Genomic DNA, 15731 nt, shown 5'->3' on the forward strand with positions numbered 1-15731 from the left:
AAGAGGTGTGACTAGGTGTATTCCGCAGTCCGAAAAAACAAACTGAAGACCGTACTTATCATCTTCGCCTTTGTGCTACTGATGAGTGCGCTGGGATGGGTAATCTCCGTTACTCTTGATACCCCGGGTTTCTTTATCCCGATGTTGATTTTCGCCATTACTTACGCTGGGATTAGTTACTTCGCTAGTGCGAAGATGGCGATCGCTATGACTGGGGCCAAACCGGTAACAGCTCAGGAGGCTCCCCGCCTGTATAAGATAGTAGAGAACTTAAGCATTAGTGCCGGTATGCCGATGCCTAAGATTTATATCGTTAACGACCCGGCCCCCAATGCCTTTGCCACCGGGCGAGATCCGGAGCACGGCGTGGTAGCTGCTACGACTGGCATCCTCGATATATTAGACGATAGCGAGCTTGAAGGAGTGATGGCCCATGAGCTCAGTCATGTCCAGAACTATGACATTCGGGTCACTAGTATCGTTATCGCTCTCGTGACGATTATCGCTTTCGTTAGTGATTGGTTACTGAGAATCGGAATGTTCGGCGGTCTTGGCGATCGAGACTCGCGGGCGGGGGGAGTAATGCTGCTGGTCAGTATCGTAGCGGCCATCATCGCACCCTTAATCGCGATGATGCTGCAGCTGGCCGTCTCCCGGAAGCGAGAATTTCTCGCAGACGCGTCAGGAGCGTTAATGACCCGCTATCCGGAAGGACTAGCTAGCGCTTTGCAGAAGATTGAAAGTTCGGCTCGACCTATGCGTAAGGCCAACAACGCTACGGCTCACCTCTTTCTGGCCAATCCTTTCGGCCGGGAAAAGCGCGGCCAGTTCGTACGTAAGTTATTCAGTACTCACCCACCGACGGCCGATCGTGTGGCTCAGCTGAATCAAATGGGAACTGAGCTTTGACAGCGCAGGCAGCGACTCGCCCTTTACCAACGGCCCGCCGACTGGCAAGAGTCGGTTTTGCGCGCTGGCGCTCGCTTATAACTTCACTTACCTTAGTCGCTTTGGTGGCGGTAGCTGTCGATTTCTTTATCGTTACTTCGTCCGATACAGCTACGTTTGCCGGCGAGATCTGGTTCGCCATTATCATGAGTGTACTTATCTGGCGTATTGCTAAAACTACAGATAAGCAGCAACCAAATTTACGCCAGACATTCTATAGTGGTTCACGCGATTTCATCAAACAACTCTTAGTGCTACTAGTTTGGATACTCTACCTTATACCGTTCGCAGTCGGTGGGTTGTTTGTGGAGCAGGTGATGCGCTATCAGTTTGGCGCCTCAACACCGGAGCAGGTAGTAGCTAGCGTAGTCTGGTTCTTACTAGCCAGTCTAAGCCTATACTGGCTACTGCGTTCTTGGTTAGCACCGCTTTACGTGGCAGATAAGAGTCCGGTTGCAGCAATCAAGGCCGCCTGGGGCTTCAGCCGCAAACGTTTGTGGTGGCTGGCTCGCAGTGTGGGATTGGCCGTACTGATTGCTACAGTTCCATTAATCCTCGCTGTAGTACTACTCTATGTGCCGGCTTTAAATAATGATTGGATGGTACTTGTCATCAATCTGCTGACGCGGTTTATACTAATCGCCTTCTCGCTAGCCTACTTGATAGCTGTAACTTATGAGATCAAACGACATGGCCCTCCAGTCCAACCAAAACGAAAAAGATAAGGCTAAAGCCCGCATAGTCAAACTCCGGCAGTTGATCGATGAGTACCGCCACGAATACCACGTGAATGATCGTTCGATCATGAGCGAGGCGGCGGCCGATAGTCTCAAACACGAACTCACCGAGTTGGAAGAGCGTTATCCAGACCTGGTCACCATGGATTCACCGACGCAGCGCGTGGCCGGCACGCCACTGCCACAGTTTAGTTCTGTAGCACACCGCTGGCCCATGCTGAGCTTAAATGATGTCTTCGATGCTAGTGAGCTAGAGTCATGGCAGCAGCGGGTAGAAAAGCTACTACCGGGAGAGAAGACAACCTATTTCATCGATCTCAAAATGGACGGTCTGGCCTGTTCACTAGTTTATGAGTATGGACTGTTAGTGCGAGCGGTGACACGAGGTGATGGCAAGAACGGTGAAGATGTCACTCAGAATGCACGGACGATTAATTCAGTACCATTGCGTCTGCGAGAGGATGCTAGTAGACACCTGCTGCAGGGCTACACTGAGGTACGGGGTGAGATCGTTATGTATAAAGCCGACTTCGAGCAGTTAAATCGGGTGCGTGCAGTAGAAGGCCAGGCGTTGTTTGCTAATCCGCGCAATCTAGCGGCTGGAACTATGCGCCAGCTGGATGCCACGCTTGTAGCAGCGCGACCGTTACAGTTTCATGCTTACGATTTACTGCGAGAGGATATGGACGATGTTCCGACTAGCGCAGCTAGTTATGAGTATTTACGTGAATTGGGCTTCAACGTTAATACTCAGGCTCAGCCAGCCAGTAATATAGCTGCGTTGCTCGAGTTTGCTGAACAGTGGCAGGAGAAGCGTCTCGATCTACCTTTCCATACTGATGGGTTAGTGATTAAAGTGAATGACCGCGAACAGTTCGATCGATTAGGTGTGGTGGGCAAGGCGCCACGGGGTGCCGTAGCTTATAAGTATCCGGCTGAGCAGGCTACTACGGTAGTGAAAGATATCGTCATCAGTATAGGTCGGACCGGTGCGGCGACGCCGGTGGCTGTTTTTGATCCCGTCGTAGTGGCCGGTACCACGGTGCAACATGCTAGTTTGCATAATGCTGATGAGATCGCCCGCAAAGATGTTCGTATAGGAGATACGGTAATCATCTATAAGGCCGGTGATATCATTCCTCAGGTCGAGCGTGTGCTGCCTGAGCTGCGACCAAATGGGACTAAGGCCTTTGATTTTTCCGCTGCACTAGCTCGTCAACACCCCGATTTAGAGTTTGAGCGACCAAGCGGTGAGGTGGTGACGCGAGTCAAAGGAGCTACCGGTCCGCTACTACTTAAACGAGCGCTTCGTCATTTCGCGAGTAAAGGGGCACTGGATATCGATGGTCTGGGCGAGAAGAATGCCATAGCCCTGGTAGATGCCGGTTTAATACAAGACTTAGCCGATGTGTACACGTTGGATAAGGAGAAGTTACTGGAGCTGGAGCGATTTGCTGAAATCTCAGCCGAGAAATTAGTCCAGGCGGTTAACCGAGCTAAACGGCCAGCGTTGCACCGTTTTATCTATGCTCTAGGCATTCGTCATGTCGGTGCGCAGACGGCGATCGATCTGGCTAATCACTTCGGCTCATTAGAGCGCTTGTCTCAAGCTACGCTGGACGATCTAAGTGCAGTTGATGGAGTGGGTCAGGTGGTAGCTGAGTCGATCGTGGGATGGTTTGGTGATGCGGATAATTTGAGCATGTTGGAGAAGTTTAAACAGTTGAATGTGGAGCCAGTGCAGGCATTAACTGCCGGAGGCTCCTTAGAGGGTAAGACTTTTGTTATCACTGGTAGCTTAGGGGAGATGAGCCGGGAAGAGGCGGCAGAGCGGATTCGTGCACTTGGAGGTAAGGTTACCGCTAGTGTATCGGCACAGACCAGTTATTTGGTGGCAGGAGAGAAGCCAGGGTCTAGTAAGGTCAAGCAGGCCGAAGATCATGGTACGGAACAGATAGATGAGCAGGGATTACTAGAATTGCTCAAAGATTAGATAGTTCGTATACTATACATTGTCTCCATAGCGATATGGCTAAAAGCATTACTTTTCAAGGGGCATTAGCTCAGTTGGCTAGAGCGCTTCGCTGGCAGTGAAGAGGTCGTCGGTTCGAATCCGACATGCTCCACCAAGAAAAGAGTCTCGGCGTCAGCCGGGGCTTTTTTCTTGGAATAAATATGATGAGAACCGACCAGACCGCCGCCGTGGCGGGCCGGTGCGATAGAGAAGGAATCAATTCTATTACGAACCTATCATCCAAAGGCTATACGAATGGTACACTATACCTATGCGAAAAATTTTACGGAATCTCGTTTTACAGCGCCTCGAAGCGTACGTAGAAAAACTACTAGGTAAGCACCAGCCTAAAGTAATCGCTATTACGGGTAGTGTGGGCAAGACCTCGACGAAACAGGCCATCGCTCAGGTGCTTAGCTATAAATTCAGTGTGCTAGCTCATGAGGGTAACTACAATACCGAGTTTGGTCTACCTTTGAGTTTGTTCGAGCTGGAGCCACCCGAGCGAACTACCGACGTCATTGGCTGGCTGAGAGTGTTTAAAACTATGCGCCAGACTATAGCGAATGACGACTATCCTTACGATGTGGTAGTGCTAGAAATGGGCGCCGATCGTCCGGGTGATATCAAACGCTTTATGAGCTATATCCGCCCCGACATCGGAGTAGTAACAGCCGTAGCTAAGGTCCATCTTGAGGAGTTTAAGTCGATTGAGGCGATACTGCGTGAGAAATGGCTGCTAGCCGAGACGAGTAAGCAGGTTTTTTACAATCATGATGACGAACGACTGCGAGACCATGGCGAGGCACAGTCGCATATGTACGGTTATGGGTTGAGCCCAGCTACTTACTGGATGGATCTGCAGCAGTTTGACGGGGAGAAAGGCTGGGGCGGCGATCTCTTCTTTGGTGACGAGGGGCTGCCATTGAGAGTTCCTGTCATAGCGCGCCAGGCGGTCTATAGTTTGGTCGCAGCAGCAGCTGTAGCTCATAAGCTGGGTGTCGGTAAACGCGATATCATCGAGCAGTTAGCACAATTCCAGCAGCCGAAAGGCCGGATGCGTGTGCTGCAGGGTAAGAATGGCAGCATCATCCTAGATGACTCATATAATGCTAGCCCATATTCCGGAGTGGCTGCTCTCGATGCACTGAGTCAGTTTACGGGACGCAAGCTGGCAATACTGGGCACGATGAATGAACTGGGTGAGTATGAGGCCGCTGGGCATAGATTGGTTGGCCGACACTGTGGTTTTTTGGATAGGCTGATGACTATCGGGCAGCCAGCTAATGAACATCTGGTAGAGGCAGCTGAGAAAGCTGGAGTGGAGAGCGACAAGATACAGACCTTCGCTAGTCCACAAGCTGCTGGAGAGGCTATGGTTAGCGAATTGCAGTCAGGAGATGTCGTCTTGGTTAAAGGCTCACAGAATGGCGTCTTCGCCGAAGAGGCAGTTAAACTACTACTAGCTGATCCGAAGGACGCAGATCAGCTCGTGCGACAAAGCCAGGGCTGGTTAGATAAAAAGCGAGAGCAGTTTAGAGTATAATAGCTACATGTTTGCCCCTATAATAAAAAAACTCAGAACAATCCAGCAGAACGGGCTTACCACTTCGGTAATACAGCTGGGACGGAAAGCACCCGCGGCGGAGTTAGAACGGGTGCAGAATGCCATCCGTCAGGAGCTAGAGTGGATGAGTGGATTTGAACCTTACAATAATAATGAAGATATCGATCGGGCGGTAGCCGACGGTGAGTTGGTGCCAGTGACAGAGGATGATAATTTGCGTCCCGTCATGCGCTACCGGAATCCGGAGTTGATCCGAGACTATCCTCCCTACTTAAGGCAAAAGCCTTACCAATTACTACAGATCATCGGCCAACGCTGGCGTGATTTGATGCGAGAGAGGGGTCTCTCGGAGGATATAAAACTGGCGGTCTCGATGCTAACGTGCACCAAGGAGTACCAGCAGAAGTTAATTCAGGGGGGCAAGCTGGCAGTAGACAAAGGACCGCATAGCTGCGGATTCGCCTTTGACATAGACGGTTGCGGGTATTATCTCGGCGACACGCCCATCAATCCGCGCCCTGATAAGCAGTCGGCTTACACTCAGGCCTTTGCTTCCGCTGGCTCGAGAGTGGTACCTTTTGGTAGTTACGAGCAGTACGATCGACAGGTTCACCTGTTATTGGATCAGGTACTGGACAGTCTGGCTTCCGAAGGTTTGATTCATTTCATACTAGAATATCCTGACAGCAACAACAGCTCCTACCATATATGTACCAATCCCGAGACTCCATAGTATAGTCTGTGCATTCGACGCCTTTAAGGGTGGGGCGCCTGTTAGACAACGTCTGAGCCGTCGTAGAGAGCCTTATAGATTCGCTAATTCCCCCTAACAGACCGGGTTCTATCTGATATAATCAGCTTTGTTATGAAACTTTATGATCCAAAGTCGATTGAAACCAAATGGCAGGCCGTCTGGACGGATACTGGGATATATAGGACCGATTCGAACCCTAAGAAGCCTTACTACTACAACTTAACTATGTTTCCCTACCCTTCCGGGGATCTACATACCGGTCACTGGTACGCCCTAACTGCACCGGATGTGCTGGCTCGTTATCAGCGTCGTCAGGGAAAGAATGTACTGTTTCCGATGGGTTGGGATGCTTTCGGTCTGCCGGCGGAAAATGCCGCCCTTAAACGTAATATCCCTCCCGCCGAGTGGACACGGAGTAACATCGCCAGTATGAAGGTACAGCTGGCCCGGATGGGGGCTAGCTTTGATTGGGACAAGGAACTTTCAACGGCCAGTCCAGAGTATTATCGGTGGACTCAGAGGCTATTTTTGCTCTTGCATGAAAAAGGTCTGGCTTACCGAAAAGAAGGTTTACAGAACTGGTGTCCTTCCTGCCAGACGGTACTGGCTAATGAACAGGTAGTCGGGGATGATCATCACTGTGAACGCTGCGGTACGCCGGTTATTAAGAAAGAGTTAGAGCAGTGGTTTTTCAAAATCACTGACTATGCTGATCGTTTGCTGGAAGATCTAAATGAAATCGACTGGCCAGAGAAAGTAAAGACGATGCAGGTTAATTGGATCGGCCGTAGTGAAGGGGCTAAGATTAGTTTTGCAGTGGCAGACTCATCAGAAGTAGTTGAAGTATATACTACCCGTCCTGATACCCTGTTCGGGGCTACTTATATGGTGTTAGCTCCAGAACACCCGCTAGTTGATACGCTGATGAGTCAGGAGCAGGCTAAGGCAGTAGTGCAGTATCAAACACAGGCTGCTCGCCTGAGTAATGTTGACCGGATGAGTGAAGGGGAGAAGACAGGTGTCTTTACTGGAGCTTACGCCATCAATCCGGTGAATGAGGCGAGGATTCCGATCTGGATTGCCGACTACGTATTAATGGATTACGGGACGGGAGCGATCATGGCCGTTCCGGCTCATGATGAGCGAGACTATCAGTTCGCCACTAAGTTTGAGTTACCGATCGTGCAGGTGGTAGAACCTACAGGCGAGGCCACCGCCCTGCCTTTTAGCGGTGAAGGACAGCTAATTAACTCCAGTGTGTATGACGGTATGGTAAGTAATGAGGCACGAATAGCCATCACGAAAGCTCTGCAGCGGGACGGTACCGGCAAAGCCACGACTCAATATAAGCTGCGCGACTGGCTGATATCCCGTCAGCGCTACTGGGGTGCACCGATTCCGATTATCTATTGCGATAAGTGTGGTACAGTGCCGGTTCCAGAAGATCAGCTGCCGGTGTTACTACCTGAGGATGTAGAGTTTGAGCCGACCGGTAAATCGCCGCTAGTTGCCCGGGAGGACTTCGTTAGCACTAACTGCCCAAAGTGTGATGCCCCGGCTCGGCGTGAGGTCGATACTATAGATACTTTTGTCGATTCGTCCTGGTACTATTTGCGTTATCCTAATCCCCATTATACCGAGGGTATGTTTGACCCAGAAGAGGTTAGTGAGTGGCTACCGGTAGACCACTACATGGGCGGTATCGAGCACGCTATTTTGCACCTGCTCTATTCGCGCTTTATCACAAAAGTTTTATACGACCATGCCGGTTTAGAGTTCAGCGAACCGTTTAAGAAGCTAAGCAATCAGGGAATGATCCTCGGTCCTGACGGTCAGAAGATGAGTAAGTCGCGCGGTAACGTCATCAGTCCGGACGAGGTAATCGATTCTGGCTACGGGGCCGATGCTTTTCGAACTCATATGCTCTTCATCGGTCCCTGGACTGATGGTGGGCCATTTACAACGGAAGGGCTCGCCGGTACCTACCGTTTCATCAATCGCATCTGGCGACTAGTAGGAGAATACCAAGATGGTGAAGCTACCGATAAGGTTGACAACCAGAGCGAGCTTGAGACAGCTCTCATAACTCATACCCACCGCACCATAGCTAAAGTTAGTAATGATATCGAGAACATGAGTTTTAACACAGCCATTGCTGCGCTCATGGAGTTTACTAACTACCTTTATAAACAGAAAGAAGTTTTTCAACCAACGACTGATAATACCGTCTGGAAGGATGCGATAGAGGCATTACTACTCTTACTGGCACCTTTTGCTCCTCATGTATGCGAGGAGCTGTGGTCTGAGCTGGGGGGTGCGGAGAGTATTCATATTGCAGGGTGGCCGGTCTGGAATGAGGAGTACCTTACCGAGGAGATGGTAACTATCGTAGTGCAGATTGACGGTAAAGTCCGGGCGCAAATTAGTGCGCCCGCCGGGCTCGATCAAACAGAGACAGAGGAGCTCGCTCGTCAGGATGCGAAGATTTCAAAGCAGCTCGAAGATGTGACGGTGAGTAAAGTTATCGTTGTGTCCGATCGACTGATAAACTTCGTGATCGGCTAGGATGCCCAAGACTACAGAGAAGGATCAGTTAACATTACCTTCCAAGGAGCGACGTAGTATGTCTCACCGCTTGGCAGCTGGCAGTTTGCTGCTCACCCTCGCCTGTACGAGCGAGACAGCTGAAGTATCCTCGCAGTCGCTCGAGCAGTCTGAACAGCTAGTGCAGCAGTCTGAGCGTGCTGAAGCTCTAGGACAGAAAGCCGTCACTGAGCTTAGAGATAAGATTAGAGGTGGTGTAGAGGTTGATTTCGAGTTAGCCCTGGATCAGTGTGTTTTTTGGCCCGATATTGAAGGTTTTTATCTGGTTGTCTACAATCCGATCATCTATCGTTACCAGGAAGACGGTGAGATATTGGAGTTCTTTCCCTTTATACCCCCAACCCCGAATACAGAGATACTAACAGTCATGAATGGACCCTATCGTTATGGCCTGACTGATGAGGACCATGGCTTTAAGGTAGTGGTCGACGATATCGGATCGGCCGATGATGCTATCATGTTTACTCTTGAATATAGCGAGATCTTAAGCTTGGGGCAGGGCGACAAACAAGAGATGTTCACTCCAGCCTGGGCTTATACAAGCGATGAGGTGCCAATTATCGAGACTCATATCGTAGCTGAGAGTGATATAGAACGAGCTATGCGAGATATCTGTGGACTAGAACCGGTCATAGATGATGGGACTTCAACTACCTAGGCTTGCAACTTCGCTTGTTATGGCGGGTGGTCTTCGTTATACTTTTATGTAAAGTATAAATTAAAGCATGACAGGAGTCGGCAATGGGAATGCCCAAGAAGCGCCGCAGCCCACGCAAGCAAGGCCTGCACCGTTCACATTTGGTGCGACAGCTCGCCGAGCGGGTTAATAAGCGGTCACCGGTAAAGGTGAAATTAGGAAACAAGCAGTCGTAAATTTAAAGTACGGGTACATTAAAACATGGCTTCAAATCGGCACCTTGGCAGGATAGTAGCACTTCAGAGTTTGTATGAATACGATTTTCGGGTAGACGAAAAGCCCGATATTGATGCCATAACTCAGCGCAATCTAGATCAGTACGATGGTGTGATCGACGACACTGAGTTTGTCTATGATATGACGCGGTCGGTTTTAGTCGAGCAAGAGCGAATTGATGCCATCATCCAGCCAGCTGCACCAGAGTGGCCGATCGCTCAAATCGCCCGGATCGACAAGATTGTGCTTAGGATGGCAGTATATGAGCTGGTCGTGCAGCAGAAGATCCCGCCGAAAGTAGCCATTAACGAGGCTGTCGAACTCGGCAAACGATTCGGCGGTGACAGCTCATCAAAATTTATTAACGGAGTATTAGGAACTATTTATCGTGAACAAATCGAAACCAAATCAGACCAACCAACAGCAGCCGAGTAAGCCGCAGAATTCATCAAACGGAAGTAATCAACCTCGTTCTGGCTCACGGCCACGCGGTCATAAGCCGAAACTGAATAAATTTCGGCAGATTCGTCAGCGTATTCGCAAGACCGTACCGGAAGAGACGGCGGGTGGAGTGGTATTTCGGCGCACTGAGCGAGGGATCGAAATACTAATGATCCAGGATGCCAAGGACCGTTGGACCATCCCCAAAGGACATGTCGAGCCAGGTGAGCGGATTGAAGAAACAGCGGTGCGGGAGATTGAAGAAGAGACTGGATTGGGTGATCTACGTATTCTCGATCGACTAGGTAAGATCGATTTTCGTTATCGCAAACAAGACAAACTTATCTTGATGACGACGCATATTTTCCTGATTCATGCCTTTAAGAACACAGAGGATTACGTACCGGAAGAGAACGAGGGGATTAAGGACGTCGAGTGGTTCCCAGCTAATAAAGCACTTGATCTTATCGAGTACGACGACATCGGTAAGCTATTTCTAATCGCCCTAAAGAAGATACGCCATGCCGGATATTAAAGATTTACAAGCTGTTATCGGGGTGACGTTCACTCAGGTGGATTTGTATGAAACGGCCTTAACCCATCGCTCTTACCTGAACGAGAAGGGTAGATCCCAAGTAGAGCATAACGAGCGGATGGAGTTTCTCGGTGATGCCGTGCTGGAGTTGGTAGTCACCGAATACCTCTATCGTAACTATCAAGAGCCAGAAGGTATCTTAACTAACTGGCGCAGCGCGTTGGTTAAGACCGAGTCGCTTAGTAGCGTAGCTGAGACTTTAGAGATCGAGCAGTGGCTGCGGCTGAGTCGGGGTGAACGGAAGGGCAGTCGTCGAGCCCGACGGCAGATTCTCGCCAACACCATAGAGGCTATTATCGGTGCTATTTATCTCGATCAGGGCTATGGACCGGCTCAGCTATTCATTACTAACAACATTATCTCTACCCTGCCAAAGATCCTGGCTGAGGGTAGTTGGCAGGATAGTAAGACAAAGTATCAGGAATTAGTGCAGGAGCGAGAAGGACACACGCCGGAATATGAAGTGATATCCGAAACTGGACCAGATCACGATAAGCGGTTTACGGTTGGAGTTTATGTCGACGGCCAATTACGGGGGCAGGGAGACGGCACTAGTAAGCAGATCGCCCAGCAGGAAGCAGCGACCGCGGCGTTAGCCGAAGTCGAAGTGTCTGAGTAATTGACACCTGTGCTTCAGATGGGTACAATAGAGCAGGTTGTGATAAGAAATTATGATATTTCACACTTATCCGCTCTCAAAATCAGAGCGGATTTTAATTCTGAAGAGGTGACATGCTAACAATTAGACTTGCCCGTACCGGTCGTAAGAAGCTCGCTCACTATCGTGTAGTAGCGGCCGATTCGCGCCGCGCGGCTACCGGGAAGTTTGTCGCTCAACTCGGTCATTATAATCCACACTCTAAAGAGCTGGTCCTCGATGAGGCTCTCACTCAACACTACCTTGATAAGGGGGCTCAACCTTCCAGTCGAGTGGTGCGTTTACTGCAGAATAACAAGGGCGTGAAACTACCTGAGTGGGCTCTGAAGAATCTGGTGGTTAAAGCCGAACAGGCCAAAGTCGAGCCCGAAGTTGAAGCGGCTGAGACTACTCCGGCTGAAACCACTGAAGCTACAACTGAGCCGGAAACAGAAGTCGAGTCCACAGCTGAGACTACGGAGCCTGATAAGGCCGCATCAGAAGAAGATGCCGCCAGTGAGGCGGCTGAGCCGGAAGCCTCTACTGACGACAGTAAAAAAGAGTAGCCTTTTCGCCCGTAAAAAGGCTGAGATCACCGCTTGAACCGGCGGCCTGACCATATGCTATGATGAGATGAGTTAAGTAAGCAGGAGATTCCGGGTATGGCAGACACTATAGATCAACAGTTTATCGAGTATATAGCTAAAACTCTCGTCGAAAACGAAGACGCCGTTCGGGTGGAGCGCACTATTGATGAGCGGGGTGTACTACTTCAGCTCCATGTAGCGCCGGAAGATCTTGGCCGAGTTATTGGCCGGGCTGGTAGTACGGCTAAGAGTATGCGTACGCTTCTGCGGGCGTTAAGTGTGAAAAACGATGCTCGTTATAACTTAAAGATTGTTGATTCGGGCGATCCAGTTGCTAGCGTGAGTGACGATGCGGTAAGCCATGATGATGTAGATGCAACTCCGCCGGCTGAGCCGGTAGCCACGGATGAACCGATGGATATTCCAGACCATTCTGAAGAAAGCGACGCCGAAAGTGATAGCCTAAGTCGCAGCCGCCGGGAAATCGCTGATTTGACCGACGACCTCGATATTTAGGATACCTAATGAAGATAAGTATAGTTACCCTTTTCCCTGACATGTTTGCCGGGCCATTTGCGATGAGTATGTTAGCTAAGGCGCAGGAGAAGGGGCTAGCGGAGATAGAGTTGATCGACCTGCGAGATTTCGGCATCGGACCGCGACGGCAGGTCGATGATATACCGTATGGTGGCGGTGACGGTATGGTACTGCGTCCAGAGCCACTGTTTGCTGCGGTTGAATCGGTCAGAACATCTGAGAGCACAGTCATCTTATTGAGTCCACAAGGTGATACTCTGCGGCAGGAGCTGGTCCAAGACTTCAGTCAGTTGCCCCATTTGATCTTACTTTGCGGCCACTACGAAGGATTTGACGAACGTATCCGCACGCTGGCCGATCATCAGATATCGATCGGTGATTATGTGTTGACGGGTGGCGAGTTACCGGCAATGGTTCTAACCGATGCTGTAGTGCGACTTATCCCCGGAGTGCTCGGGGGTGAGCGCTCGGCGCTCGATGAATCTTTTAGTGACGGCGTAACGTTAGAGCATCCGCACTATACACGGCCAGAAGAGTTTCGCGGTATGTCTGTGCCGGATGTGCTCCTCAGCGGTCACCACCAAAAGATCGATGATTGGCGTAAGCAAAAGAGTCGACGCAAGAACAGTTAGCTTAAACACCGTATAATTAGTGGGGATAGTCGAAGTTAGGAGGCTTCAGAATGAGTGAAGATTCAGAGAGCCGTTTATCTCACCCGGCCGCAGCCGGAAAAAAGCTAGAGCTGGAGCTCAGCGCACGGATAGCCGATCATGCCGCCAGAGCCGCCAGCTTGTTGGCACGGTTAGAGGCACCGGAGGAGCTACTGGATGGAGTTCGGGGGCAGGCCGAGCTAGGGGTGATTAGTGAGCAGAATAGAAGTAGTTATAATTTTCGACGCTACTACGCTCTTTTCGCTGAACCATTAGCTGAGGTTAGCTTAACTTTAGAGGATATAGATAGGGAGTGGCTGAGCCAGCTACTCTTGAACTGGTTCGGGGTTGATCAAGTGGTCCGTCAGGCCGCACAACGGCACATCGGAGCGCAGCTTTCTTCGGTAGCGAGCTATACAGACTGGCAGGATAAGATCGTCAAGCCACGTCTAGACCGTATCCCGACGGACTTACTACCTACGCAAGCCCGGGGGCAGACCCAGTTCGAGTCGGCGTACTATAGCCATATCAGAGTGGCCGCCTATGCGGCCGGAATCGGCCTCAGTTTTTTACGCTATGAGCTAGGCGATCAGTATCCGACCACTACTGTCGATAACATCCAGGATATTCAACTGCGTAAATATCTAGAGCGTGTGTCCGATAAGGACTTGCAGCAACAGGCAAATGCATTAACAGAACACCAGGCTAGTGCGTTTGCCTTTGACGATGTCTTTATTATCGATACGCACCGACAGTACGTTGAGCAGGAGTGATATACTAAAACGAAAGATAATCGGAGGGGACATGAAACGTTTACTTATGAAATTAGCGACTCCAGTCCAGGCTCACTGTGACTTAGCCTGTGGAGTATACGATCCAGCCCAGGCTAGAGTAGAAGCCGAATCGGTCAAGGCGATTCAGGAGAAATATCAAGCTTCAGATGATGCGACATTTAAGCAGCGCTGCGTACTGATAAAAGAAGAGCGGGCCCAATTAGTGAAGGAGCACCTCTGGGTACTGTGGACCGACTATTTTAAGCCGGAGCATCTAGAGGTGTATCCAGATCTGCACGATCTGTTTTGGCGAGCGACTAAGCAGGCTGGAGAGTGCAAGAAATCGACCGACCCAGCTACCGGGCAGAAGTTACTTGATCTTGTGGCAGAAGTTGAGTCTGTCTTTACCGCTACCAAACAGCAGCAGTAACCTATGTTTGGTTGGCCTTGGCTTAAGCTCTACCGGGTGGAAGGAGAGTCAATGTCCCCTACTCTTCGCCCCGGAGTTCTGTTCCTAGGCTCTGGGCTGATTACTGCGAAAGCTGGTCATATAGTTGTTATCAAGCGTAAACCTCTGAGCATTAAGCGAATAAAATCACTCGACACCGATGGAGTATGGGTAGAAGGTGACAATAAATCAGCCAGTACCGATAGCCGAATTTACGGCCCGGTAAAGAGAGAACAGATAGAGGCTATAATTTTTTTTCGGGTAGTAAGTAGGTGAAAGTTAAATTAAAAATTATAATCTATGCAAGGTATCTAGACGTACGCCTTATTAGGCGCGGGCGTGTAGTATAGTTTGACCATAAAACGGATATAACTCAGATATTCTGTAAACTGTACTTGGTCCATTAGCTAAGTGAGGGTGTAGTTGTTTGCACCCCTTAACCATAAATGGTAAAATTGAGATATTGTAATCAATCGTTACCACGGAGGCTAATCTGCCTATTATGAACAGTAATTTATTTCTGAGCATAAGGTTAACTTATGTCTAGACTTCCTATTCCCGGCTCTGACGATGGAGTCTGGGGAGACATTCTAAACGAATACCTCCAGCACGAGCATAACGAGGATGGTACGCATAAAACAGTTCCTGTTTCCAGGGGCGGTACCGGTGCTATCAACGCTTCTGCCGCTAGAACAAACTTGGATGCTGCAGCTAGCGATCATAACCACGATGTCGATTACGAAGTCGCCGGAGCAGTCTCTACTCATGCTTCCGAGGTTACAAGTGTGCATGGTATCGCTGACACCTCAGTGCTTGAAACTACTACCGGTGCTCAAGGTAAGGTGGATACCCATGCCTCCGATACAACAAGTGTCCACGGCATAGCCGATACTTCGGTCCTCGAGACTTCAGCCGGTGCTCAAGCAAAAATTGATGCACACACCGAGGCAAGTGATCCTCACTCTAATTACTTAGATACGACTCGCCATGAGGCTTTAGACCACTCCTCTGTACTTGCTACAGCCGCCTTATCAGACCTCGGATCACTGGATGCCGGTTCGAGCAGAATCACAAATATAATCGACCCATCCAGCCCTCAGGACGCCGCAACAAAAGATTATGTAGATACCAATATTCCTTCAGCATTAAATGACTTGTCTGATGTTGATACTTCGGGCGGATCCGAGGGCGACTCTCTTACTCAGCAGGCTGATGGAACGTTTGCACCGCAGCAAAACACGCACCCTACAAGCCTTCGCCCGCATACCTCAACGCTAGGCCCAGTGGCGTACAGGATGTCGAGAACCGGAAAGGATGAAAACGGTATTTTCACTACGGTTAACTGGCATCGTCCTGACGACACCCTTGCCGTTCAGTCGGTACTGTCGGGTGGAACAACACCAACCTATACTGCTCGAACAGTTACGGAATATGCAGCAAATGGTGTCGATGTGTTGGAAACCACGACCTACACGCTTTCTTACGATGGTGACGGTGATCTTATTGCGGAGATATTCGCATGATTA

Annotated in this window: 17 protein-coding genes and 1 tRNA gene; all 18 read left to right on the plus strand. The window is 50.0% G+C overall.

Translation table 11 applies throughout. From position 1 onward, the window contains the following. Positions 1-15 precede the first annotated feature (15 nt). The 18 genes from WD467_03390 (at position 16) to WD467_03475 (ending at position 15728) form a co-directional block, all read left to right on the plus strand. The gene (locus WD467_03390) at positions 16-909 is read left to right on the plus strand and encodes a M48 family metallopeptidase (protein MEX2452918.1); all 894 of its coding nucleotides are present in this window, start codon (positions 16-18) and stop codon (positions 907-909) included. Beyond that, on the plus strand, positions 906-1673 hold the full coding sequence (locus WD467_03395; GenBank protein ID MEX2452919.1) for a hypothetical protein: 768 nt from the start codon (positions 906-908) through the stop codon (positions 1671-1673). Before WD467_03390 ends, WD467_03395 begins: the two co-directional genes overlap by 4 nt. Further along, positions 1624-3678, plus strand: coding sequence for an NAD-dependent DNA ligase LigA (gene ligA / locus WD467_03400; protein ID MEX2452920.1), 2055 nt, complete (start codon positions 1624-1626; stop codon positions 3676-3678). The genes WD467_03395 and ligA overlap by 50 nt, the downstream gene beginning before the upstream one ends. A 59-nt stretch (positions 3679-3737) precedes the next feature. Continuing rightward, positions 3738-3814, plus strand: a tRNA-Ala gene (locus tag WD467_03405). A gap of 156 nt (positions 3815-3970) precedes the next feature. Beyond that, positions 3971-5245, plus strand: a complete 1275-nt coding sequence (gene murF / locus WD467_03410; protein MEX2452921.1) for a UDP-N-acetylmuramoyl-tripeptide--D-alanyl-D-alanine ligase — start codon at positions 3971-3973, stop codon at positions 5243-5245. A 7-nt stretch (positions 5246-5252) separates the two neighbouring features. Continuing rightward, positions 5253-5999 (plus strand): DUF5715 family protein, encoded by a 747-nt coding sequence (locus WD467_03415; protein ID MEX2452922.1) that lies wholly within the window; start codon positions 5253-5255, stop codon positions 5997-5999. A gap of 132 nt (positions 6000-6131) precedes the next feature. Beyond that, the gene (gene leuS / locus WD467_03420; GenBank protein MEX2452923.1) at positions 6132-8585 is read left to right on the plus strand and encodes a leucine--tRNA ligase; all 2454 of its coding nucleotides are present in this window, start codon (positions 6132-6134) and stop codon (positions 8583-8585) included. Position 8586: 1 nt separating this feature from the next. Then, positions 8587-9282 (plus strand): hypothetical protein, encoded by a 696-nt coding sequence (locus WD467_03425; GenBank protein ID MEX2452924.1) that lies wholly within the window; start codon positions 8587-8589, stop codon positions 9280-9282. Between the two features lie 89 nt (positions 9283-9371). Further along, positions 9372-9497, plus strand: a complete 126-nt coding sequence (locus WD467_03430) for a hypothetical protein (protein ID MEX2452925.1) — start codon at positions 9372-9374, stop codon at positions 9495-9497. 25 nt (positions 9498-9522) lie between these two features. Next, entirely contained in the window at positions 9523-9972 is a 450-nt protein-coding gene (gene nusB / locus WD467_03435) for a transcription antitermination factor NusB (protein MEX2452926.1), read from the plus strand. Beyond that, complete coding sequence (locus WD467_03440; GenBank protein ID MEX2452927.1) at positions 9926-10513, plus strand: NUDIX hydrolase; 588 nt, start codon at positions 9926-9928, stop codon at positions 10511-10513. Before nusB ends, WD467_03440 begins: the two co-directional genes overlap by 47 nt. Then, on the plus strand, positions 10500-11192 hold the full coding sequence (gene rnc, locus WD467_03445) for a ribonuclease III (protein MEX2452928.1): 693 nt from the start codon (positions 10500-10502) through the stop codon (positions 11190-11192). The genes WD467_03440 and rnc overlap by 14 nt, the downstream gene beginning before the upstream one ends. 113 nt (positions 11193-11305) lie before the next feature. Then, complete coding sequence (gene rpsP / locus WD467_03450) at positions 11306-11776, plus strand: 30S ribosomal protein S16 (protein ID MEX2452929.1); 471 nt, start codon at positions 11306-11308, stop codon at positions 11774-11776. Between the two features lie 96 nt (positions 11777-11872). Then, positions 11873-12313 carry a KH domain-containing protein gene (locus WD467_03455; protein ID MEX2452930.1) on the plus strand — a complete coding sequence of 147 codons (441 nt, stop codon included), beginning with the start codon at positions 11873-11875 and terminating at the stop codon, positions 12311-12313. 8 nt (positions 12314-12321) lie between these two features. Then, positions 12322-12966 carry a tRNA (guanosine(37)-N1)-methyltransferase TrmD gene (gene trmD / locus WD467_03460; protein ID MEX2452931.1) on the plus strand — a complete coding sequence of 215 codons (645 nt, stop codon included), beginning with the start codon at positions 12322-12324 and terminating at the stop codon, positions 12964-12966. 50 nt (positions 12967-13016) lie between these two features. Next, positions 13017-13757, plus strand: a complete 741-nt coding sequence (locus WD467_03465) for a hypothetical protein (GenBank protein ID MEX2452932.1) — start codon at positions 13017-13019, stop codon at positions 13755-13757. A gap of 31 nt (positions 13758-13788) precedes the next feature. Continuing rightward, complete coding sequence (sodN, locus tag WD467_03470; protein MEX2452933.1) at positions 13789-14187, plus strand: superoxide dismutase, Ni; 399 nt, start codon at positions 13789-13791, stop codon at positions 14185-14187. Positions 14188-14744: 557 nt separating this feature from the next. Next, positions 14745-15728, plus strand: coding sequence for a hypothetical protein (locus tag WD467_03475; GenBank protein MEX2452934.1), 984 nt, complete (start codon positions 14745-14747; stop codon positions 15726-15728). The last annotated feature ends 3 nt before the right edge of the window (positions 15729-15731 follow it).

This window comes from Candidatus Saccharimonadales bacterium, assembly GCA_040903985.1.
Lineage (GTDB): Bacteria > Patescibacteriota > Saccharimonadia > QS-5-54-17 > QS-5-54-17 > JBBDUI01.

What these genes read in the sequence shown, in the direction of transcription:
- ligA (MEX2452920.1), top strand. Translation starts at nt 1,624, where the DNA reads ATGAGATCAAACGACATGGCCCTCCAGTCCAACCAAAACGAAAAAGAT.
- murF (MEX2452921.1), top strand. Translation starts at nt 3,971, where the DNA reads ATGCGAAAAATTTTACGGAATCTCGTTTTACAGCGCCTCGAAGCGTAC.
- WD467_03415 (MEX2452922.1), top strand. Translation starts at nt 5,253, where the DNA reads ATGTTTGCCCCTATAATAAAAAAACTCAGAACAATCCAGCAGAACGGG.
- leuS (MEX2452923.1), top strand. Translation starts at nt 6,132, where the DNA reads ATGAAACTTTATGATCCAAAGTCGATTGAAACCAAATGGCAGGCCGTC.
- WD467_03425 (MEX2452924.1), top strand. Translation starts at nt 8,587, where the DNA reads ATGCCCAAGACTACAGAGAAGGATCAGTTAACATTACCTTCCAAGGAG.
- WD467_03430 (MEX2452925.1), top strand. Translation starts at nt 9,372, where the DNA reads ATGCCCAAGAAGCGCCGCAGCCCACGCAAGCAAGGCCTGCACCGTTCA.
- nusB (MEX2452926.1), top strand. Translation starts at nt 9,523, where the DNA reads ATGGCTTCAAATCGGCACCTTGGCAGGATAGTAGCACTTCAGAGTTTG.
- rnc (MEX2452928.1), top strand. Translation starts at nt 10,500, where the DNA reads ATGCCGGATATTAAAGATTTACAAGCTGTTATCGGGGTGACGTTCACT.
- rpsP (MEX2452929.1), top strand. Translation starts at nt 11,306, where the DNA reads ATGCTAACAATTAGACTTGCCCGTACCGGTCGTAAGAAGCTCGCTCAC.
- WD467_03455 (MEX2452930.1), top strand. Translation starts at nt 11,873, where the DNA reads ATGGCAGACACTATAGATCAACAGTTTATCGAGTATATAGCTAAAACT.
- trmD (MEX2452931.1), top strand. Translation starts at nt 12,322, where the DNA reads ATGAAGATAAGTATAGTTACCCTTTTCCCTGACATGTTTGCCGGGCCA.
- WD467_03465 (MEX2452932.1), top strand. Translation starts at nt 13,017, where the DNA reads ATGAGTGAAGATTCAGAGAGCCGTTTATCTCACCCGGCCGCAGCCGGA.
- sodN (MEX2452933.1), top strand. Translation starts at nt 13,789, where the DNA reads ATGAAACGTTTACTTATGAAATTAGCGACTCCAGTCCAGGCTCACTGT.
- WD467_03475 (MEX2452934.1), top strand. Translation starts at nt 14,745, where the DNA reads ATGTCTAGACTTCCTATTCCCGGCTCTGACGATGGAGTCTGGGGAGAC.